This is a genomic window from Salinisphaera hydrothermalis C41B8, from assembly GCF_000732535.1.
GTDB lineage: Bacteria > Pseudomonadota > Gammaproteobacteria > Nevskiales > Salinisphaeraceae > Salinisphaera > Salinisphaera hydrothermalis.
On sequence record NZ_APNK01000034.1, the window covers coordinates 1 to 20,406 of the forward strand.

Below are 20,406 nucleotides of genomic sequence, written 5' to 3' on the forward strand. Positions count from 1 at the left end.
ATTCCAGCCGGATACGCCGCCTAATTCAAACTCCCGCGTACACCACTTTCGAGCATATCTCCCACGCGCATGGCCCCCATGATCACGATCATGGGGGCGGACACGACCACGATCATGGCCTGGGCGGGCATCACCACCACGGCAGCGGTAAGGTGCTCGTCTTCTCGCTGTGCTTCACGTTCGGCTTCGCGATCGTGGAAGTCGTGGGCGGGTGGCTGTCGGGCTCGCTGGCGCTGCTCTCCGATGCCGGCCATATGTTCACCGACACCTCGTCGCTGGCGATCGGCGCGTTCGCGGCCTGGTTGTCGCGCCGCCCGGCTTCGAAGTCGCATTCCTTCGGGCTGCAACGGGCCGAGGTGCTCGGCGCGCTCGTCAACGCGGTGATGATGATCGGCGTGGTCGTCGCCATTGCCATCTCCGCGATCCATCGTTTCTTCCAGCCCGAGCCGGTCGTTGGCGGGATGGTCATGATCATCGCCGGCATCGGCCTGCTGGTGAACATCCTCATCGGCTATATCCTGCTGCGTGGCGAGCAGACCATGAACGTGCGCGGCGCGCTGCTGCACGTGCTGGGTGATCTCATGGGCTCGGTCGCCGCGCTGGTCGCCGGCTTCGTCATCATGTTCACCGGCTGGACGCCGATCGACCCGTTGTTGTCGCTCTTCGTCTGTGTGCTGATCTGTCTATCGGCGATTCCGCTGCTACGCGAAGTCGTACGGGTGCTCATGGAAGGCGTGCCCAAGGGCGTGGATGCCGCCGGCGTCAGTCGCGCCCTGGCCGACGTGGAAGGCGTGCGTTCGGTGCACGACCTGCATATCTGGAGCTTGTCCTCCAGCCAGCGCGCACTGGCCGCCCACATCGAGATCGCCCGACTGGCGGACTGGGACACCATCCTGCCGCGTCTGCAGACGCTGCTCGCCGATCGTTATGCGATCACGCATACCACGCTCCAGCCCGAGGATCGCGAGACGGCGCGCGCCTGCGCCGTGGATATCGATTGCGGCATGGCGACGTGATGCGTTTCGTGTCAACGCTGAGTCACCGGGCGGGCCGCTGCTGACGACGCCGGCGCTAGGGCGTGTTGAGGTCTCGTGCGAGTGTCGCGTTGGAGCCCGCAAATCGTGTCCGGCAAGGCGCGAGTCGCCGCGTCGTGGCGTGCCACGCCCCAGACTCGCAACGCCGCCGGGCGCGATTTGCGGCCCAACCCTTCGGGCCAAGCGCTGTTTTGCGGCAATCCAGCGTTATAGCTCTCTCGCGTAAATGACTACGCCACGTTCGCTACGCCTCGTCTTGCCGCAAAACAGCGCTTGGCGCGGACTCTCACGAAACCTCAACACGCCCTAGTGTTATCGCGATGGGAATTCGGCTCAAGCGCATATACGATCCGGCCGAAGCCGACGACGGCTATCGCGTGCTGGTCGATCGGCTGTGGCCACGCGGTGTGGCCAAGGCTGATGCCCGGCTCGACGCCTGGCATCGGGCGCTGGCGCCTTCAAAAGCGTTGCGTGAATGGTTTGGTCACGATCGCGAGCGCTGGCCGGATTTTCGCAGCGCCTACGCCCGTGAGCTGGCCGACTCCGATCCCGGTTTACTCGCCGAGCTGCGTGAGCACGCCGGCCACGAGGGCTTGACCCTGCTTTACGCCGCCCGCGATACCGAGTGCAACAACGCCGTGGTCCTCAAGCAGGTTCTGGAGCAAACCCCATGACGCAGACCGAGGCCGATGCCCTGGCCGAACGCGTGCGGGCCGCTTGTATCGAAGCCGCACGCCAGGGCTATGAAGAGGCCGCTATCGCCGGCTTATGCGGCGAAGGCGCCTTGGAAGCCGCGCTCGGCGCGCTGGAACGGCTCGATCTGAAGCCGCTGACGCACTCAACAGGTGACGGGCTGAACGATCCGCTCGCGTAGTACGGCGGCCGAGCGGGCCAGGGCTGCGCGCTCGTCGGCATTGAGCGTGAGTTCGATCACACGTTCGATGCCGGCACGCCCGACCACGCACGGCACGCTCAGATACAGATCGTCGATGCCGTAAGCGCCGTCGAGATGGGTCGATACGGTCAGAATGGCGTGGTCGTCGTTCAGAATGGCGGCACAGATGCGATCCAGCGACAAGGCGATGGCATAGCTGGTATGCCCCTTGGCCGCGATGACCTCATAGGCGCCGTTGCGGGTGGCGCGGGCAATCTCTTCGCACTGCGCTGCCGGCAGTTCGATGGGCGCGCCGGCGACGTGCGCATGGCTCCAGGCCACCAGTTCGCTGTCGCCGTGTTCGCCGATGACGTGGGCATGGACATGCCGGGCATCCACGGCGAGCGCTTCGCCGAGCGCCCAGCGCAGCCGGGCGCTGTCGAGAACCGTGCCCGAGCCAATCACCCGGCTCGCCGGGCGCCGCGCATGGCGTGCGGCGACCTGGGCTAGGGTGTCGACCGGGTTGGTGGCGATCAGTAATACCGTCTCCGGATCCATGTAGCGCTCGGCCTCGGTGACGATCGTGGCCATGATGTCGGCATTGCGCTCGAGCAGCGCCTCGCGGGTCTGGCCCGGCTTCTGCGCCGCGCCGGCCGTGATGATCACGATCGCGGCGCCGGCGCAGTCGGCGTAGTTACCGGCACGCACCCGCGAACCGCCGGCCAGGGCCTGGCCGTGCTGCATGTCGAGGGCCTCACCTCGAGCGCGCTGGGCGTCGATGTCGACGAGCACGATATCCGGCGCGCGTTCGCGCAGATACAGCGTATACGCCGTATCGGCGCCCACCGCGCCGGCGCCGATGATGACGATACGGGGCGTGCGGGAAACGGTCATGGCAATTCGCGGGCGTTGAGCAGTGCCCGCAGACTAAATCATGGGGCTCGACGGGCCTTGATGCATATCAACCGACGCGGGCGCGATTGAACGGCGCACCGGCTCGGAAACGCCGAACAAGCGCGGGTAAACGCTTCGTGCCCCCGAGACTGGCGGTCCTTGGTTTCGCGCTGCAGCGCGAGTCACTTCTCTTGCTTGCTCGGCAGAAGTAACCAAGAGAAGAGCACCCGGCACGGCGCCGGCTTCGCCGGTTCACGTCGAGGCGTGGTGCCGGCGGGATGAGCTCGCGTACATTGATCGCTCGAATTTTCGATGACCCACGAAAAAGCCCGGCCGAAGCCGGGCTTTTTGCGTCCTCTCGTGCGACTGCCGTATCAGGCCGACTTGTTCTGGTAGTAGTCCATCAGGATCTCGGCGACCTCGGGACGCGAGAATTCCGGCGGCGGGGCGATGCCCTGGCCGAGCATCTCGCGCACCTTGGTGCCCGAGAGGATCACGAAGTCTTCCTTGGTGTGATCCGGCGCGTCGGACATCATCACGACCTTGCCGAGCTTCTTCGAGAAAGCCGTATGGTCGGCCTTGAAGATTTCGATTTCCAGGGCGTCGGCCGGTACTTTTTCGTCGAAGATGCTCTGCGCGTCGAAGGCGCCGTAGAAGTCGCCTACGCCGGCATGGTCGCGGCCGACGATGAGATACGAACAGCCGGCATTCTGGCGGAACACGGCATGCAGCACGGCCTCTCTAGGTCCGGCATACATCATGTCGAAGCCGTAGCCGGTGATCATCACCGAGTTCGCCGGGAAATAATGTTCGACCATCTTGCGGATCGCGGCATCGCGCACCCGTGCCGGCACGTCGCCGGGCTTGAGCTTGCCCAGCAGCATGTGCACCAGCACGCCGTCTGCGCCGGTGGCATCCAGCGCCATCTTGCACAGTTCCTCGTGCGCGCGATGCATCGGGTTGCGGGTCTGGAAAGCCACGACCTTGTCCCAGCCGCGCTCGGCGAATTCGTCGCGGATCGACTGTGCCGTGCGGAAAGTATCCGGGAAGTCGTGTTCGAAGTACGAGAAGTTCAGCACCTGGATCGGGCCGTGCACGATGTAGCGGCCCAGCCCCTTGAAGGTGGCCACGCCCGGATGCGCCTCATCGTCGGTGCCGAAGATATTGACCACCATCTCGGTCATCTCGTCTTCCGAGATCTCCTCGATGCCTTCGACATCCTGCACCGCGATGGCCGGATGGCCGTCCACGTTCGGGTCGTTGAGCGCGATACGCGCTGCGCCGCGGATGGGTTCCGGATCGGACACGATGTTGACGATCGGGATCGGCCAGAACAGGCCGTCGGCGGTGCGCATGTCGCGCGCGACCGATAGCGCGTCGGCCTTGTTCATGTAGCCGGTCAGCGGATTGAAGTAGCCGGCGCCGAGCATCACCGCGTTGGCGGCGGCCGCCGAGCTGACGGTGAGCTGCGGCAGTTCGCGCGCTTCCTGCACGAGTTGGCCGCGCGCGGCGTCATCGGCCACGTACAGCGGATTGAGGTGCGTCGAACCGTGGGGCTTGATCATGAACATTCATCCCGCGTTGCCGGATCGCGGCGAAGCCGATGCCGGACGGCGTCTTTATGACAGCGCGTTATAGCCGCGAATCGTGTTAAAGCGCTGGAGTCTAACGACGGGCCGACAGATTGGGCAACCCGGCGGTCGGGTCTAACGTCATGCCAAAAGGTTAGATGCCCGCGACAAGCGGGCGACGGACCTCAGGAGTCCTTCTTGCGATTGCTGGTGTCGTTTTCGCAGTTGGCAGCCTGGCACTCGCCGTAGAGCACAAGCGTGTGCTTGGACAGGTCGAAGCCGGACTTCTGGGCCAGATCGCGCTGGCGCTGCTGCATTTCGTCGTCGAAGAATTCCTCGATCTTGCCGCATTTCACGCAGATCAGATGATCGTGCGGGCCCTGCTCGAGCTCGAACAGAGCATGGCCGTCCTCGAAGTGGTGACGAATCACCAGTCCGGCGTCCTCGAACTGCGACAGCACGCGATAGATCGTGGCCAGCCCGATATCTTCTTCGTTGTCGAGCAGCTTGCGATAGACGTCCTCGGCCGACAGATGGTCCTGTCGGTTCTGCTGCAGGACCTCCAGAATTTTCAGGCGCGGCAGCGTGGCCTTCAGGCCCGCCTTGCGCAGATCGCTGGTTTCCATACTCGACACCTCGAAAACGCTCACGAGACGTGGCGCAAGGCCGCGCCGGCGGCTGACGAATCAGCGGCGCGGGTGGCTGTCAGCGCCGATCGTAGCTCAACGCCTCGCCGATACAGCCTTGGCTAAGTTTACCGTCATGATACGCCCGTTGACCAGATACGAAAGTCGTCATTACCCGGGCATTGAAGGTATGGCCGGTAAACGGCGTCCAGCCGCATTTGGCCAGCACCGGCTCGTCGTCGACCACCGTGCGTGCATTCGGATCGACCAGAACCACGTCCGCCCAGTAGCCCTCGCGCAGATAACCACGCTCGGCGATATCGAAACGATCGGCCACGTTATGGGCCATCTTCTGCACCAGCTGTTCCATGCTGAAATGCCCGGCCGAGACCTGATCGACCAGCGAGATCAACGCATGCTGGACCAGCGGCAGCCCGGCCGGCGCGGAGAAATAAGGATTGTCCTTATCGGTTCGGATGTGTGGCGCATGATCGGTTGCCAGGATATCGATCGTGTCGTTGGCGACCGCTTTCAACAGGGCGGCGCGGTCTTCGGCGGTCTTGATCGCCGGATTGCACTTGATCAGCGTGCCGAGGCGCTCGTAGTCGTCCTGGGTGAAGAACAGATGATGCACGCAGGCCTCGGCCGTGATCTGCTTGCCCGCCATCGGCCCCGACGTGAACAGATCCAGTTCCTCGGCGGTGGTGATGTGCAGGATGTGCAGCCGGGCGTCGTGGCGCGTGGCCAGGTCAATCGCCTTCTTCGACGAGGCCATGCAGGCCTCGCGCGAGCGGATCACCGGGTGCTGGCTCATCGGCACGTCCTCGCCGAAGCGCTCACGGGCCTTGGCCGCGTTCGCTTCGATCATGGGCGTGTCCTCGCAGTGCGTGAGGATGGTCAGCGGCGAGTGCTCGAAGATCGCTTCGAGGGCCGATTCGTCATCGACCAGCATCTTGCCGGTAGAGGCGCCCATGAAGATCTTGATGCCGGCCGCGCGCGTGATGTCGACCGACTTGATCGCCTCGATGTTGTCGTTGGTCGCGCCCAGATAGAAGCCGTAGTTGGCCGCGCAGCGCCCGCGGGCCATCTCCAGCTTGGCCACGAGGGCTTCATTGTCGATGGTCGGCGGCTTCACGTTCGGCATGTCCATGAAGCTGGTGATGCCGCCGGCCACGGCCGCGCGCGACTCGCTGGCCAGATCGGCCTTGTCGGTCAGGCCCGGCTCGCGGAAATGCACCTGGTCGTCGATCATGCCCGGCAAGAGATAGCAGCCCGAGCCGTCGATGACCTCGGCGTTCGGCGGCGCGGCGATCTCGCCGTCGATGCGCGCGATACGCCCGTCTGAAATCAGCAGATCGGCGATGAAGCGTTCACCCTCGTTCACGAGGGTCGCGTTGGTGATCAGGGTATCGGTCATGGTCACACCCGTGCGATGAGTAGAGTGACAGTATCAGGTCCGCGGCGCATGGCTGCGCGTGGCGATCGCGCCCTTGCCCACGCCCTCGTAGGCGCGGACTTCGACCAGATGGCCCGGGTAGCGCGCGGCGAGTTCGCCGGCAATGTGATCGGCGATGTTCTCCACCGTCGGCGGGCCGTCGAGCAGCACACAGCGTTCGGCCGCGATATCGAGCGCGAATTCGCCCTGTGGTGCGGTATAGCCAAAGCCCAATCGTTCGGCGTCGGCGGCCGTGGTCAGATCGGCGCGATGGCCGATGAACACGCCCTGCCAGGCTTGAGCCCAGGCGAGGGCGATATCGGTCCGGTCCACGCCGTCGAGTGCGATCGCCAGCCGGCAGCGATGGCCGTGCGCCAGGCGCTGGCAGTTGCCGTCGTGGGCCGCCAGGCCATGGGTGTAATCGTAGACGGGGCCGGCTATGGCTTCCGGGCGCAGATTGATCTTCAGGGCATCGACATTGGCCGGCAATTTCGGCCCGACGCGTTCTTCGAGCCAGCGGGCGAGCGCGCGTGGCTGGATTTCGGTGGCATCGAATATCGTGGTGGCGCTGGCCGGGCCGGCATAGCGATAGCGATCGCCCGACGTCGTGGTGAAATCGAGCCGGCCGGCGTCGACGTCAATTTCCAGTCCGGGGGCGAGCGCGGGCACCAACAGGCGGTGATCCACCAGCGCATCGATTTCGGCCTTGAGCAGCTTCTTGGCCGGGCCGAAATCGAACAGCATGCCGTCGTCACCGCGGCGCCCGGTGAGCGTGGCGTCGACCAGCCAGGTCGCCCCGCGCAGACCGGCTTCGGCGTCGAGCACGCCACAATCGATATGCGTGACGTGTTCGACGAACAGTTGCAGCGAGTCGTCGCCCGGGTTCACGACACCTCGGGCAGGGCGATGCCGCGTTCGGGCAGCATGATCGGAATGCCGTCGTCGATGCGATAGCCCGTGGCGCGGTCCCGGGTGACCAGCAGCGCGGCCACGCGCTCGCTCACGGCGCTGCCGTCGGCATATTCCGCGCTGCCGTCGTCGATGGCGGCATTGAGCGCATCGATCTCGGTCGATTCCGCCAGCGACAGCGACAGACCCGTGACCGGGCAGACCAGAATCTCGAGCAGTTGCTTGTCCATGAGGCAGGGCCGATGTGGCTAGACTGGGGCATAGTCTAGGGTCTGTCGCCGTTTCGTGCGAGTCCGCCCGGTCGTCACATGCTGAGCTTGAGCCCCACCACGGCAACCACGACACCGCCGATCCAGGCCAGACGCGCCGGATGCGCCGAGTCGCCCCAGAACAGGATGCCGATGGCGGTACTGCCGACGGTACCGAGGCCGGTGAATACGCCGTAGGCCACCGCCATCGGCAGGCTGTTCATCGCGATATGCAGGCAGGCGAGCCCGCCGGAGAACGCCAGGCCGGTTACGAGCGCGCCCGACGCGCGATGGCCATGGCTGATGCGGGCGAATCCGACCACACCGACGATTTCACAGGCACCGGCCGCCAGGAGCCACAACCAGGCCATGTCAGCTCGCTCCCGGTTGGGCGCTGGTCCGCTTGAGCCCGATAATGCAGACCAGCAGCAGGGTGAGGAAGCCGTAGGTCGCCGGGTGCAGCGCCGTGCCGAGAACCGTGGCCTCCAGGATGACGGTGCCGACGGAGCCGAGCCCGATGAACAGGACGTAGACCGTGGTCGCCGGCAGATCGCGCGTGGCCCCCAGCGCCAGGGCGACGCTCGCCACGGCACAGGCCGCCGTGGCGAGCCATGCCCATGGCGAGGCGGCCAGCTTCAATCCGGCAATCCAGCCGATTTCGGTGCCGGCGCCCAGCGCCAGCCAGATCCATGCCCGCATGATTCAACTTAATGCTAACGATCGGTCGTTAGTTTATCAGGAGAGCGCGGCTCGGGGTCAATAGCGGCAGGACGGACGGGCGCGAATGCGTTTATCCAGCGTCGCGGCGTGCTTTGTGTAGACTGATGTCCAGCATCTTTGCGCCGTTTCGGGTGGTTGCCCGGGTCGTTCGGCGCGGTTTCCAAATGCATATCAACCGGCTTCAGGGCCAGGCCATGAGCACTCCGCCTGCATCGCAACCCACCGTCGAGCGCGTCTACGACATCGCGTTGTCGTTGTTTGCCCGCCACGGCTACGACGGCATGAGCCTGTCGCAGCTGGCCAGCGAGGTCGGTATCCAGAAGCCGTCGCTGTACAACCACATCGACAGCAAACAAGCGTTGTTCATGGCGTTGGTCGAACGCGTCGAGGGCGCGTTGTTCGATGCGCTCGACGCGAGCCTTGCCCGCCATGCCGGGGCCGATGTCCATACCCGGCTGTTCGAGCTGGTTTGCGATATGTCGCGCTTCATCCTGGTCGAGGCGCAGGGTGTGTTCTACAAGCGCTATCTGTTGTTTCCGCCCGAGCCCTTGGCGGCCGATGTGCGGGCGGTTACCGGTCGCGGCGAAGCGCGTATCAATGCGGCGTTGCACGAAATCTATATCCAGGGGCAGCGCGAGGAAGTCTGGCCCGATCTGGGCGAGCGTGGCTTTCTCGACGCGTTTTATTGCCTGATGGACGGGCTGTTCAGCGAGCGCTTCATGTACTCGGTGGATGAATACGATCGGCGCGTCGCCTCGATCTGGCCGATTTTCTGGTCCGGACTGACGGCCGCTCGAGACTGATTCCCGCTTGCCAGCCTGTCGTGTGCCCAATCCACACGGTGCTTTACCCCAGAAATATTACAATATAACATTGCATTTCTTTGGGGTTATCGGGGAGCGTTATGTCCGAACGAAGCACGGTATCGATGGGGTCGATACTGGTATTGAATGCAATGTTATTACCTTCGGTATCGATGGCCGAAGCCACGACCACGCATCAATCGGCGATCGCACCACCGGCGCCGGCCCAGGTCGCGAGCCCGTCTCATACGTCGATGAACAGGGCGCCGGCGGCTCGGCTGGATGAGGTTTCGGTCACCGGCGTGCCGATTCCCGGCAATCCGTTGTCGCAGGCGCCAGACGTGGATGTTGTGACGTCCAACGACATCGAGGCCAAGGGCGCGGCCAACCTCGGTCAGGCGCTCGACGATCTGGCCGGCGTGGATTCCATCAGTACCGGCAACACGGTCGGCAAGCCGGTGATCCGCGGGCTGTCGGGCGAGCGCGTGAAGATTTTGTCGAACGGCGTGGGCGTATCGAACCAGTCGTTCGGGGTGCGGCACATGCCGGTGACCGATCCGTTCCTGCTTGATCGGGTGGAAGTCGTACGCGGCGCGTCGAGCGTGCTCTATGGCTCGAGCGCGCTGGGCGGCGCGATCAATCTGCTGCCGCCGAAAATCGCCTACGACAAGACCGCCCAAGGCGAGGTCATGGGACGTTACGACAGCAACAACCGCGAGTGGGACACGGGCATCAAGGCGACCGGCGGTAACGGTCGGTTCGGCTATGCCTTCGGCCTGATCCGGCGCGACGGCGGCGATATCCATACGCGGGACGAGCCGACCTATTTCCCGGGCCCCAAAGCGGCCGCCCACCCGGATGCTCCGGCTTATACCGGCCGGCTCAAATACACCGACTTCAATCAGGTCAACGGCGATGTCGCGGTGGGCATGCACGACGACACGCTCGGCGACTGGACCCTGCGCTACACGCGCTGGAACGACGAGCACAACTTTCTACTGCCGCCGCCGGGCGGCATCAAACCGCCGAGCGCGGGCGCCGAAGGCGTCGGTCAATACATCGACGATCGCCAGGTGCAACTCGACGGCCGGTTCAACGCCGGCGGGATCACCTGGGAACCCAAGCTGATGTGGCAGAACAACCGGCGCCGCTCGAACGCTGCCGGCTACCCGCGCGATCTCGGCTTCGACGGCGATATCGATCTGCAGTTTAACCAGTACACCGCGCGCCTGGTGGGCCAGAACGGCCCGGCGTTTGGGCTGGACGGCGGCAAGATCGGCCTCGAATACGTCAACAAGCAACAGGTCTCGCGCGGACACACCCAGCTCTCGCCGGGCGGCGAGGTGAACAACGCGGCCGTATTCGCCTTTCAGGAAAAGGATATCGGCAAGCTGACGCTGCAGGCTGGTGTGCGCTACGACTACCACGATGTCGAAGCATTGGCCGACAAGACCGCCAATCCGTCGGCCTCGGTCCGTGATGCCCATAAACAGACCTATAACGTCGTCACTGGGTCGCTGGGGGCGGTCTATGCGTTCACCGATCATCTGTCGCTGGCGGCCAATGTCGGCCGCGGCTTCCGCGCGCCGACACTGTTCGAACTCTATGTCGCCGGCCAGCACGGCGGGGTCGCGGCCTATCAACGCGGCAACCCCGATCTCGATCCGGAAAAATCCATCGATACCTCGTTGTCGCTGCGCTGGCATTCGGACCGGCTACAGGCCAAGGCCACGGTCTATCGCAACCTGATCAACGACTACATCTATCTGCGCGATACCGGCCAGACGATCGATGGCCTGCCGGTGCTGGACCATGAGCAGACCAATGCCGAGCTGTACGGCGCCGAGGCCTCGATCAAGGCCGATGTAACGTCGTGGCTGTCGGTGCATGCGGCCGGCGAGGTCGTGCGCGGCCGGCGGCGTGACAATCACGAAGCGCTGCCGTTGATTCCGGCCGACAACGTTCGTCTCGGTGCCCGTTTCACGCCGCACGGTAACGACTGGCCGCGCCAGACGTATGCCTCGGTCGACGTGCGCTACTACGACAGCCACAAGGCTGCCCCCGGCGACCCCTTCTCGCAGTTCGACAACGCGCCGTTCGGCCGTGCGTCGACCTCGGGCTACGGCCTGGTCGATGTGGGCGCCGGCATCGCGCCGAAGATCCATGGCCAGGAAGTGCGTATCGACCTGCGTATCAACAACCTGTTCGACAAGGCGTATCGCGGTTTTCTGGACACTTACAAAGGCTATGCGTTGTCACCTGGGCGCGATATTCGTCTGACCACACGGATTCCCTTCGATCTGTGAGGCTTGAGCCGTTGTCGTCGCTTGGCCGACGGGGGGCAAACGATGCCCGAGCAGTAAACCTGTGGTCGCCGGACCGGGAAGGCACGGGCGGTATCGCCGGCCGACCCGGCCCGGTGCCTGGCCGACTTGGCCTAGGGCGTGTCGAGGTTTCGTGCGAGCGCCGCGTTGGCGTCCGCAAATCGTGTCCGGCAAGGCGCGAGTCGCCGCGTCGTGGCGTGCCACGACCCAGACTCGCAACGCCGCCGGGCGCCCCTGGTTAATTTTTTATGGGCGGCCCAACCCTTCGGGACAAGCGCTGTTTTGCGGCAATCCAGCGTTGTTGCTCTCTCGCGTAGGTCCACTACGCCGCGTTCGCTACGCCTCGTCTTGCCGCAAAACAGCGCTTGTCGCGGACTCGCACGAAACCCCAACACGCCCTAGTCCAAATGTTATAAAGCCAAATTTGATATGCTATATCATACGATTTCTGGCGTAGCTGCGGGAGATGTCATGTCAGCTTACGAGGGGCTCATCGCGGTGCTCGTGCTGGGTCTGTCCATCGTCATGGGTCTGGAAATCGTCAGGCCGTACCGTAAGCGCGGCGGCATTCGCTGGCCGAACATTCTTCTCGGCGCGATCAGTCACGTCATTGAAAAACTGGTGCTGCCGGTCGGGCTCGGCGCGATCGCCATGCATTGGCCATACGGGTTGCTGCATGCGTTGACGCTGCCGGCGGCCGGAGCCGTAGTCGCCGGGGTGCTGCTGCTCGATGCGGTCAAATACGGTCAGCACGTTCTGTTCCACAAGGTTTATTTCTTCTGGCGTTTCCATCGTGTGCATCACAGCGATCATGCGATCGATGCGAGCACCGCGCTGCGCATGCACCCCGGCCAGGCCCTGGTCGGGATGGGGGTCTCGCTGTCGGCTGTGCTCGCTCTCGGCCTGCCGATGCTGTCGGTCCTGATCTTCGCGCTGTTGCACGAGATCGTGCTGCTGTTCACGCACGCCAATCTCGGTATCAGCCGGAATATCGATCGTATGCTGCGATGCGTCGTGGTGTCGCCGCGCATGCACTGGATTCACCATTCCTCGGAGGCGCCGCGCGAGCACGATCACAACTACGGCATCTGTTTTCCGTTCTGGGATTGGCTGTTTGGCACTTATATCGCCGAATCCCGGGCCGGCGAGGATGGTTTCGCCTTCGGCGTGGATGGTCAGCCGGTCAGGGTGGAACGTCTGGGGGATCTGTTGTGGTTGCCGGTGAGTTGGCGCCAGCCCATGGTCTCGAACCGGTCTGGCCCGACGGACGGACGCGACCGGAGCGCTCGTGGGGCCGAGGGCGGACCCAACGGGCCGGACCGGCGTTAATCGCATGCTCCGGTCACGCCGTACTTCGGGTTTCTGCGTTTCCGTGGCGGCCGCTGTCGGTCTGTCTGCAGCGATAGTGATGTCGGCGCCAGCGCACGCCGAACTATCGAGCGGCGATCTATGCACTGTCGCGGCATCGCCACAGAACGCCAGGACGATATCTCGACTCGTCTATTCGGGCGTCGATCGGCGCGTGGCCGACTTCGCGATCGGTAGCGGACTGCTCTCCGGCATGTTCCGGACCGGCAATGACACCTCGATATCGGCTGCGCGGATTCTGGATATTGCCCAGGCGATGACGCATGCCTTCTACGCCGATCCGAAACGCGGTCGCTCAATCCAGTCTAGACGAGCCGAAATGAAAAACGACTGTCTTCAAGTCATGAAAAGCATCGTCAGGTGAATGACGCCGGGACTGGATCACAGGTGCTGTGGATAACGGTTCGCCGGTTGACCGGCGTATTGGCAGGTGGCCCGGCCGCTGTTTTGTGAGGATGGATCGGCGCGCCGAGTCGATGCGCTTTGCAAATGTCCGATAAGCGGGAGGCCGTTCGATGTCTTCGCGGTCAATTTGACAGAGCAATGAAACAAAACAATCGGCCATTCGATCAATGTTTCCGTCGGTTGACCGGGGCACGGGCGCCCCGGCCCGAAGTCACGGCTGCTATCGCCGGGGTTAAAAGCCGATGCAACGGCCGTCTGATACAGCGGGTGAGCGTCTTGCTGGCATCGCTCGCCTGTACGACGGTGGCCCTGGCCGGGCCGATGCTGCCGCGCCCCCCAATTCATCCACAGGCTTGGCAACGGATTACGGTACGAGCCGGGGATACACTGTCCGGGTTGCTGCAACGCCGCGGAATCGATGCCGATGCCGTGCTGCGAGCCCGAGGCATCGGGCCATATCGGTCCGATCTGAATCATATCCAGCCGGGCCAGACGCTCGAACTGGATCAGGCATCCAGCGGCCAGTTGCTACAACTGCGCTACCCGCTCGGCACGTTGCGTACGTTGATCGTTCAGCCGGGCCAGGGCCCGGGTTTACGGGCGTCTATCGACCAGCTCCCCGCGACCCGGCGCCAGGTATTGCTAAGTGGGCGCATACACCACTCCTTGTCGCAGTCGTTGTCGGGGGCCGGCGCGCCGCCATCGGTTATTCGTCAAGTCATCAAGATCTATCACTCGCGCGTGCATCTGAAGCACGATATTCGGCCCGGCGGCCGCTTCAGTCTCCTGTATCGGGTTGTCGATCACGACGGTAGACGCATCAAGGTAGGGCCGGTCGAAGCGGTATCTCTGACGACGGCCGGACACCAGTGGGGCGCGTACCGGGCCATCGGCGCCGACCAGAAAGCCCATTACTACAATGCCAAAGGTCAGTCGTACGAGCCGACGATTTCCCGGCACCCGGTGGACTACACGCGCATCAGCTCGGGCTTCAGCCTGCATCGGATGGATCCGGCCGTTCATTTCGTCCATCCCCATTACGGGGTAGACATGGCGGCGCCGTTGGGCACGCCGGTCCATGCGGCCGGCGCAGGCCGGATCACGTTCGTCGGTTGGGAGCGGGGCTATGGCCGTCTCGTCAAGATGCAGAATATGGATGGCTATGCGACCCGGTACGCGCATCTTCATAGCTTCGCCAAGGGACTGCACGTCGGCGAGCGGGTCGCGCGCGGTCAGTTGCTGGGTACCGTCGGGAATACCGGCTGGTCCACCGGGCCGCATTTGCTGTTCGAAATTCGCAAGAACGGCGTGCCGCATAACCCGATGACTATGGCGTTACCGCATGCCAGGTCGCTCAAGGGCTCGCGCCTGGCGCAATTCCAAACCCGCGTCGCACGGCTACACCAACTGCTGAACACTCCTGCCAGCGGCCCGGATCACCGTCAAAGCTGGGTCTCATCGCCGATATGCAGCGATTGGCTGAAGCTGGCCGCGCGGCTGACCCGGAACCCGGCCGGGCGTAGTCAGCAGGCGGCTCTCGATCGATTATCCTGCATTGGACACAATGGCGGAGTCGCACAACCCCAGATACTGGCGTCGGAAAGCTGACCCCGGTAGCGGGCGAGTTTTGGCGACTTCGATGGCCCAAACAGGGCATGGCGCTGCCGAAACTGGGAGCTTGGGTTCGCCGATTTCACGGGTACGCCGAGAGCGGTTGACCCTTCGACACGCGGACTCTGCAGGCGCCATACGGTGGCATCGGTCGTAACGACACGCCGGGGAAGGGGCTAGGTGCCCGGTTTGGTGGGCCCGGCGAGAGCATGCGGGAGCCGCCATGAATGCGTCGTCAGCCAGGCCAGTGCGTACACCGCGAAGCTGGCGCCAGCGATCGCCGAGGAGGCCGGGAGGTCGATGTAATAGGAAGCGATGATGCCGCTCCAGGTTTCGGCCAGTGCCAGCCCCACGGTCAGTGCGAGCCCGCTGGCGACCCGCTTCGTCCAGGCCTGGGCGGCAGCCGCCGGGCCGATGAAGATGGCAAAGCTCAGCAGTGCGCCGATCACCGGCACCGCCACCGCGGCCATGGCCGCCAGCAGCAACAGAAACAGCAGGCCGACCCGGGCGACCGGAATGCCGCGGGCGCGTGCCGCGCCGGGGTTAAGGCTGGCAAAACGCAGCGGCCGGAACAGGATCGTCAGCGCCGCGAGCACGGCCAGCGAAACGCCGGCGGTGGTCGCGAGCTGCACGCCGTTTACACCGTACAGACTGCCGAACAGGATGCCGATCGCCGCATTGGCGTTCGCGCTGTACAGATTCACGAACAGAATCCCGAGCCCCAGCGAGAACATCAGAATCATGCCGACCGAGACATCGCGCTCGCCGAGCTCGCTGCCGCCCATATGCATGACCGCCGCAGCGCCGAAGACGAACACAAAAAGGCCCAGCATCGGGTCGACGCCGAGCAGCGAGGCACCGGCCGCCCCCGCGAAGCCGACGTTGGCCAGCGCATGCGACGCGAATGCCTGTCGGCGCAGCACCACGAAATAGCCGATCGCCGACCCGGCGATAGCGACACAGGTGCCGGCGGCGAAGGCATGGCGCATGAACGCCATATCCAGAAACGCCGGCCAGATCATGCCCGTCGCCGCAGCGGCGCCTCGGCCGGCGCGGCGCAATCGCAGTCCGCCCGGGCGCAGTTTGCGCTCGGCGCGTCGTCGCGTGTTACGAACAGCCGGCCACGATCGCGGACCACGCGCATGGGTACTCCATAGAGCTGCGTCAGCCCGGCGTCGGTTACCACCTCGTCGATGGGGCCGATACGCCCGCTACCGCCGGCCAGATACAGTACCCGGTCGGCCACCGCGGCGATCGGGTTCACGTCGTGGGTGGAAAACAGCACAGCGATACCGAGTTCGGCGCGCAGCCGGTCGGCGAGCGCGACCACCTGGTTCTGGGCCCCGGGGTCGAGCTGGGCCAGCGGTTCATCCATGAACAGCAGCCGCGGCGAATTGACCAACGCCTGGGCGATCACCAGCCGCTGGCGCTGGCCCCCCGACAGACTGTTCAGGCGGCGCTCGGCCAATGCCGTCGCGTCGACCAGCGCCAATGTAGTATCCACGGCGCGCGCGGCTTCGCGCCAGCGCCAGACAGGTCCCCAGCGATGGCTCTGATAGGCGGCGGCGACGAATTCCCGGCCGCTGAATTGGCCGTCGTGGGTCAGGCGTGCGCTCTGCGGCACATAGGCCACCTGGCAGCGGGCCGCATGCGGCTCGCTGCCGAGCACCTGGATGTGGCCCGCGCTCGGCCGCACGAGGCCCAGCAAAGTTTCGAACAGCGTGGTCTTGCCACAGCCGTTCGACCCGGCCAGCGCGGTGAAGCTGGCCGGCGCGAGGTCGAAATCCAGTCCGGCGAAGGCGGGCTCGCGGCTCTTGCCGGCCGTCAGCCCTCGCGCCCAGACGACGCTATCATTCGGGGTCGTAGCGCTCATGAGGACTTCGCGCTGCCCTTGTCGAGCGCTTGTTTGATCGCCTTGAGCTGTTTGATCTGCCATTGCGCATAATTCTCGCCGTGCAGCGGGATGGCGCTCACGCCCACCGTGGGCACGCCACTGTCGCGCGCGGTCTGGACTTCCTGGTCGGTCAGCCGGTTGTGCACTTGGACGTTATAGATCAACAGGTCGACCTTGTGCTGTTGGAGCGCCTGGATAAAGGTTTTGACCTGCTGAGCGCTGGGCTGGCTGTTCTCCTCCGACGCGTACTGGATATCGCGATAAAGCTCGTGATAGCCAAGCAGCGCCAGCATGTAGTTATAGACCGGAACGGTCGCGGTCACGGTCAGGTTCGGATGTGCGGCGATCAACTTCTGGAGTGCCCCATAGACCCCCAGCATCTGGGCCTGGAATCGCACCAGACCCTGGCGGTAAGCGGCGGTATGCGCGGGGTCGATCCGCGCCAGTGCGCCGGCGACCTGGCTGGCGGTCGCGAGCATCGCCTGCGGCGAATAGAACAGATGCTCGTTCTTGTCCGAGCTCACGATGCCCGAGGCCGCATCGGCGGCGCGGATGACCACGCGTTTCGGGTTCGACGTGCCGGAGAGCAGCGGCTCCATCCAGCCGTCGAAGCCCAACCCGTTCATCACCACCAGATTGGCGTTGGCGAGCTGGCGGCCGATACGCGGGCTGGCCTCGAACTGATGTGGATTCACGCTCGGGCTGTCGAGTAGCGATACCACCTTCACGTGCGAGCCGCCGATCGTCTCGACCACGCTGCCGTAGCTGCTTTCCGCGGCCACCACGCGGACCGGGCTGGCTGCGCTGGCGGCCATCGCGAACGCCCCCGTCGCCCATACTGTCAATATCGCGCCCAGCGCCCGCAGACCAATCCTCAAGTGCATGATCGTTCCGAACGAATTTTATGTGATGTTATAAAGTAACATATACGAGAAAGAAATCCCATTGTTCCCGTGGCCTGCAAAGGAGGGCTCGCCGAACGAGCCGAATGAGCCGAACGCCGCTGATGCGCCGCCCTCCGTTTCGTATAGGCCCTCAGCCCGTAGCGATTGATCGTGTGTTTTGGATCGGGTGGGTTAAGCTGGTGTCTTTATTGAGGGAATCGACGAGAGAGCGACCGATGCCGCGTTGGCTAGGCTACGGACTGTTGTTGGGTATTGTCCTGGTAAGCCCTGCTTGCTGGGCGGCGGGGGCGACACTCGAGTCGGTCCACCTGAGCACCCACGGCTCGACCACTACGGTCCGTTTCGATTTCCAGCACCTGCCAAAGTACCGCTACTTCGCCCTCGGCCATCCGCCGCGGGCGGTCATCGATTTCGACGGCGCCCGCGCGGACGGCGTGCCGAGTCCCGCGGGCGGTGGCGTCGGCAACATACGTTTGGCCCGGCATGCCGACGGCACCTTGCGCGCGGTGCTGGATCTGTCCGCCGGGGCGGAGCTGAGCGGTGTTCATGCTGACGGCCACGATCTGGTCGCCACGATCGAGGGCGGCACGTCGGGGACGAATACAGCAAGCCATGGCGCGCAGGAAACCGGGGATTCGCCGCTCCCCGCCAAGCGCGAGAAGCGCTCGGCGCCGCCGGCCACGGCCGCGCGGGACGATGATCCCAAGGCACTGTATCGGGCCGCGGCCGAAACCGGCCCGGTCGTCGTGGTGATCGATCCCGGGCATGGCGGGCATGATTCCGGTACGCGTGCGGCCAGTGGGCTGATGGAAAAGACCGTGGTGCTCGGCATCGCCAAGGCGCTCTACGCCAAGCTGAAGGCGACCCCGAACATCCACCCCGTGCTCACGCGCGACAGCGATACGTTCGTCACGCTGCCCGGACGCGTCAAGATCGCCCAGAAGCATCACGCCAACCTGTTCATCTCGATTCACCAGAACGCCTATCCAAACGACCACAGCGTCGACGGCGGTACTTGCTACGTGCTCTCGCAACACGGCGCCTCCGATGCCAAGGCGGCTCAGCTGGCGCATTTCGAGAACTCCGCCGATCGCAACGTGGCCGGTGTGCATTTCTCCGACACCGATCACACGCTCAACGCCGTGCTCACCGATCTATATCAGAATGCCTCGATCGACGACGCCGACGATCTGGCCCACGACATCATCGGTCAGTTCGCGAAGGTGGAGCCGATCTATCGGCATACGCCGCCACGGGCGAATTTCGCCGTGCTGCGCGATCCGATGATTCCGTCGGTATTGTGCGAAACCGCGTTTCTGTCGAACCCGAAGCAGGCGCGCAAGCTGGCGACCTCGCATTTCCGGGATCAACTGGCCGGTGCCATCTACCAGGGCATCATGACCTATTTCCGTAAGCACCCGCCGGAACGCATGCAGCCGGTCGGCGGCTCGATCTATACGGTCAAGAGCGGCGACACGCTCTCGGAGATCGCCAGTCGCGAGAACGTCTCGGAAAACGTGCTGATGGACATCAACCATCTGCATACCAAGACGCTCAAGGTCGGGCAGAAACTGGAGCTGCCGGGCGGCAGCTAGGCAGGTCGCAGGCGCCGGGAATTGTCCCGGTGCCATGCCTCAAAAGCGTGGCGCGCTCACACGGCCACCGCGGGCAGCGGCGTCCAGCGGCCCTCGGCCCGGTGGCTGGCCAGCATGGCCTCGACGAAGGCCATGCCTTCGCAGCCGGTAGTGGCATCCGGTAGCAACGCAACCGCCGCGTCGTCGCCGCGCAGCATCGCCGCGAAATCGCGATAGAGCTGGGCGAACGCTTCCAGATATCCCTCCGGATGGCCCGCCGGAATACGGCTCGCCCGCTGGTCGGCAGCGCCTGCGGGGCCGGGCCCACCGCGATCCAGTCGCCGCGCGGGTTCGCCCAGCGGCGAGAACAGCAGCGAATCCGGCGATTCCTGATCGAACTGAAGCCCGGCCTTCGTGCCGTAGAGGGCCAGCTGCAGGCGATTGTTGTTGCCCGGCGACACCTGACTGACCGAGAGCCGCCCGCGGGCGCCACCGGCGAAGCGCAGCATGGCCTGGGCATAGTCGTCGAGCCGGCGGCCGGGCACGAAGGTATGCAGGTCCGCGCTTAACTCGGTCGCGGTGCATCCCGCGACATAGGTGGCGAGCTGGTAGGCATGGGTGCCGATATCGCCGAGGGCCCCGGCCGGACCGGCCTGCGCCGGATCGCCGCGCCAGCCTTCGTCACCGGGCTCGCTCAGCCAGTCCTGGGCATAGTCGACCTGAACGATACGCAGTTCGCCGAGCGCGCCCGAGGCCACCAGATCGCGTGCGCGGCGCACCGCGGGATAGCCCGAATAGTTGTGCGTCAGCATGACCGCTACGCCGTGTCGTGCAGCCAGATCGCGCAGCGACCGGGCATCGGCCAGCGAGGTCGCCATCGGTTTTTCGCAGATCACATGGATGCCGGCTTCGACGAAGGCGCGGGCCACCGGCACATGCAGATGATTAGGCGTGACGATCGAGACGACCTGAATACCGTCGTCGCGTGCCGCCTCGGCGCGCGCCATGCGCGCGTAATCGGCATACACCCGCGTCGGGTCGAGGGCCAGAGCGTCGCCGGTCTCGCGGTTGCGGTCCGGGCGCGATGAAAAACAGCCTGCCCGCAGCGTGTACTCGCCGTCCAGGCGTTGCACCATGCGATGCACGCGGCCCATAAAGCCCGCGCTTCCCAGGCTGCCGCCGACCATGCCGATTCGAATCGGTTTGTTCAT

General features: G+C 64.6%; 21 protein-coding genes. 9 read left to right on the forward strand and 12 right to left on the reverse strand.

Going from position 1 to position 20,406, the window contains the following annotated elements; translation table 11 throughout:
- From C41B8_RS15710 to C41B8_RS15720, 3 genes are all read left to right on the forward strand, one after another.
- Positions 1-1,016 (forward strand): cation diffusion facilitator family transporter (locus C41B8_RS15710; protein ID WP_332254279.1); only part of this gene is annotated, 1,016 nt, incomplete at its 5' end.
- A 338-nt stretch (positions 1,017-1,354) separates the two neighbouring features.
- Complete coding sequence (locus tag C41B8_RS15715) at positions 1,355-1,708, forward strand: DUF488 domain-containing protein (protein WP_037340375.1); 354 nt, start codon at positions 1,355-1,357, stop codon at positions 1,706-1,708.
- Positions 1,705-1,908 (forward strand): hypothetical protein, encoded by a 204-nt coding sequence (locus tag C41B8_RS15720; RefSeq protein ID WP_037340377.1) that lies wholly within the window; start codon positions 1,705-1,707, stop codon positions 1,906-1,908. Before C41B8_RS15715 ends, C41B8_RS15720 begins: the two co-directional genes overlap by 4 nt.
- On the opposite strand, the gene C41B8_RS15725 is transcribed toward C41B8_RS15720, so the two are convergent.
- From C41B8_RS15725 to C41B8_RS15760, 8 genes are all read right to left on the reverse strand, one after another.
- Complete coding sequence (locus C41B8_RS15725; RefSeq protein WP_037340378.1) at positions 1,873-2,802, reverse strand: L-lactate dehydrogenase; 930 nt, start codon at positions 2,800-2,802, stop codon at positions 1,873-1,875. The genes C41B8_RS15720 and C41B8_RS15725 overlap by 36 nt on opposite strands.
- A 374-nt stretch (positions 2,803-3,176) precedes the next feature.
- Positions 3,177-4,367, reverse strand: coding sequence for a sulfate adenylyltransferase (sat, locus tag C41B8_RS15730; protein WP_037340409.1), 1,191 nt, complete (start codon positions 4,365-4,367; stop codon positions 3,177-3,179).
- 191 nt (positions 4,368-4,558) lie between these two features.
- Positions 4,559-4,999, reverse strand: a complete 441-nt coding sequence (gene fur, locus C41B8_RS15735) for a ferric iron uptake transcriptional regulator (RefSeq protein ID WP_037340379.1) — start codon at positions 4,997-4,999, stop codon at positions 4,559-4,561.
- A 79-nt stretch (positions 5,000-5,078) separates the two neighbouring features.
- Positions 5,079-6,416, reverse strand: coding sequence for a dihydroorotase (locus C41B8_RS15740; protein WP_037340380.1), 1,338 nt, complete (start codon positions 6,414-6,416; stop codon positions 5,079-5,081).
- 33 nt (positions 6,417-6,449) lie between these two features.
- Positions 6,450-7,322, reverse strand: a complete 873-nt coding sequence (locus tag C41B8_RS15745) for a 6-carboxytetrahydropterin synthase (protein WP_051883661.1) — start codon at positions 7,320-7,322, stop codon at positions 6,450-6,452.
- On the reverse strand, positions 7,319-7,573 hold the full coding sequence (locus C41B8_RS15750) for a Trm112 family protein (RefSeq protein WP_037340382.1): 255 nt from the start codon (positions 7,571-7,573) through the stop codon (positions 7,319-7,321). Before C41B8_RS15750 ends, C41B8_RS15745 begins: the two co-directional genes overlap by 4 nt.
- Positions 7,574-7,647: 74 nt before the next feature.
- Complete coding sequence (locus C41B8_RS15755; protein WP_037340384.1) at positions 7,648-7,962, reverse strand: DMT family transporter; 315 nt, start codon at positions 7,960-7,962, stop codon at positions 7,648-7,650.
- A gap of 1 nt (position 7,963) precedes the next feature.
- The gene (locus C41B8_RS15760; RefSeq protein WP_051883662.1) at positions 7,964-8,290 is read right to left on the reverse strand and encodes a DMT family transporter; all 327 of its coding nucleotides are present in this window, start codon (positions 8,288-8,290) and stop codon (positions 7,964-7,966) included.
- Positions 8,291-8,505: 215 nt separating this feature from the next.
- Between C41B8_RS15760 and C41B8_RS15765 the strand changes: the two genes are divergently transcribed.
- From C41B8_RS15765 to C41B8_RS19810, 5 genes are all read left to right on the forward strand, one after another.
- The gene (locus C41B8_RS15765) at positions 8,506-9,114 is read left to right on the forward strand and encodes a TetR/AcrR family transcriptional regulator (protein ID WP_198025246.1); all 609 of its coding nucleotides are present in this window, start codon (positions 8,506-8,508) and stop codon (positions 9,112-9,114) included.
- A 152-nt stretch (positions 9,115-9,266) separates the two neighbouring features.
- Positions 9,267-11,420, forward strand: a complete 2,154-nt coding sequence (locus C41B8_RS15770; protein ID WP_232226094.1) for a TonB-dependent receptor — start codon at positions 9,267-9,269, stop codon at positions 11,418-11,420.
- A 489-nt stretch (positions 11,421-11,909) separates the two neighbouring features.
- Entirely contained in the window at positions 11,910-12,767 is an 858-nt protein-coding gene (locus C41B8_RS15775) for a sterol desaturase family protein (RefSeq protein WP_051883663.1), read from the forward strand.
- A 193-nt stretch (positions 12,768-12,960) separates the two neighbouring features.
- Positions 12,961-13,170 (forward strand): hypothetical protein, encoded by a 210-nt coding sequence (locus C41B8_RS15780; RefSeq protein WP_037340388.1) that lies wholly within the window; start codon positions 12,961-12,963, stop codon positions 13,168-13,170.
- 317 nt (positions 13,171-13,487) lie between these two features.
- A complete protein-coding gene (locus C41B8_RS19810) occupies positions 13,488-14,819 on the forward strand; it encodes a M23 family metallopeptidase (RefSeq protein ID WP_198025247.1) in 1,332 nt (443 codons plus the stop codon).
- A 179-nt stretch (positions 14,820-14,998) separates the two neighbouring features.
- Here the strand turns inward: C41B8_RS19810 and C41B8_RS15790 are convergent, their stop codons facing one another.
- From C41B8_RS15790 to C41B8_RS15800, 3 genes are read right to left on the reverse strand one after another with little or no spacing between them, the layout of a single operon-like run.
- Entirely contained in the window at positions 14,999-15,844 is an 846-nt protein-coding gene (locus C41B8_RS15790; protein WP_051883670.1) for a metal ABC transporter permease, read from the reverse strand.
- Positions 15,841-16,695 carry a metal ABC transporter ATP-binding protein gene (locus C41B8_RS15795; protein WP_051883665.1) on the reverse strand — a complete coding sequence of 285 codons (855 nt, stop codon included), beginning with the start codon at positions 16,693-16,695 and terminating at the stop codon, positions 15,841-15,843. Before C41B8_RS15795 ends, C41B8_RS15790 begins: the two co-directional genes overlap by 4 nt.
- On the reverse strand, positions 16,692-17,531 hold the full coding sequence (locus tag C41B8_RS15800) for a metal ABC transporter solute-binding protein, Zn/Mn family (protein WP_051883666.1): 840 nt from the start codon (positions 17,529-17,531) through the stop codon (positions 16,692-16,694). The genes C41B8_RS15795 and C41B8_RS15800 overlap by 4 nt, the downstream gene beginning before the upstream one ends.
- Positions 17,532-17,836: 305 nt before the next feature.
- Between C41B8_RS15800 and C41B8_RS19815 the strand changes: the two genes are divergently transcribed.
- Entirely contained in the window at positions 17,837-19,216 is a 1,380-nt protein-coding gene (locus tag C41B8_RS19815) for an N-acetylmuramoyl-L-alanine amidase (RefSeq protein ID WP_051883667.1), read from the forward strand.
- Between the two features lie 56 nt (positions 19,217-19,272).
- Here the strand turns inward: C41B8_RS19815 and C41B8_RS15810 are convergent, their stop codons facing one another.
- The gene (locus C41B8_RS15810) at positions 19,273-20,406 is read right to left on the reverse strand and encodes a Gfo/Idh/MocA family protein (protein ID WP_037340417.1); all 1,134 of its coding nucleotides are present in this window, start codon (positions 20,404-20,406) and stop codon (positions 19,273-19,275) included.

Coding starts and splice junctions, on each gene's coding strand:
- C41B8_RS15715 (WP_037340375.1), top strand. CDS start 1,355: ATGGGAATTCGGCTCAAGCGCATATACGATCCGGCCGAAGCCGACGAC.
- C41B8_RS15720 (WP_037340377.1), top strand. CDS start 1,705: ATGACGCAGACCGAGGCCGATGCCCTGGCCGAACGCGTGCGGGCCGCT.
- C41B8_RS15725 (WP_037340378.1), bottom strand. CDS start 2,802: ATGACCGTTTCCCGCACGCCCCGTATCGTCATCATCGGCGCCGGCGCG.
- sat (WP_037340409.1), bottom strand. CDS start 4,367: ATGATCAAGCCCCACGGTTCGACGCACCTCAATCCGCTGTACGTGGCC.
- fur (WP_037340379.1), bottom strand. CDS start 4,999: ATGGAAACCAGCGATCTGCGCAAGGCGGGCCTGAAGGCCACGCTGCCG.
- C41B8_RS15740 (WP_037340380.1), bottom strand. CDS start 6,416: ATGACCGATACCCTGATCACCAACGCGACCCTCGTGAACGAGGGTGAA.
- C41B8_RS15750 (WP_037340382.1), bottom strand. CDS start 7,573: ATGGACAAGCAACTGCTCGAGATTCTGGTCTGCCCGGTCACGGGTCTG.
- C41B8_RS15755 (WP_037340384.1), bottom strand. CDS start 7,962: ATGGCCTGGTTGTGGCTCCTGGCGGCCGGTGCCTGTGAAATCGTCGGT.
- C41B8_RS15760 (WP_051883662.1), bottom strand. CDS start 8,290: ATGCGGGCATGGATCTGGCTGGCGCTGGGCGCCGGCACCGAAATCGGC.
- C41B8_RS15765 (WP_198025246.1), top strand. CDS start 8,506: ATGAGCACTCCGCCTGCATCGCAACCCACCGTCGAGCGCGTCTACGAC.
- C41B8_RS15770 (WP_232226094.1), top strand. CDS start 9,267: ATGTTATTACCTTCGGTATCGATGGCCGAAGCCACGACCACGCATCAA.
- C41B8_RS15775 (WP_051883663.1), top strand. CDS start 11,910: ATGTCAGCTTACGAGGGGCTCATCGCGGTGCTCGTGCTGGGTCTGTCC.
- C41B8_RS15790 (WP_051883670.1), bottom strand. CDS start 15,844: ATGATCTGGCCGGCGTTTCTGGATATGGCGTTCATGCGCCATGCCTTC.
- C41B8_RS15795 (WP_051883665.1), bottom strand. CDS start 16,695: ATGAGCGCTACGACCCCGAATGATAGCGTCGTCTGGGCGCGAGGGCTG.
- C41B8_RS15800 (WP_051883666.1), bottom strand. CDS start 17,531: ATGGCCGCCAGCGCAGCCAGCCCGGTCCGCGTGGTGGCCGCGGAAAGC.
- C41B8_RS19815 (WP_051883667.1), top strand. CDS start 17,837: ATGCCGCGTTGGCTAGGCTACGGACTGTTGTTGGGTATTGTCCTGGTA.
- C41B8_RS15810 (WP_037340417.1), bottom strand. CDS start 20,406: ATGAACAAACCGATTCGAATCGGCATGGTCGGCGGCAGCCTGGGAAGC.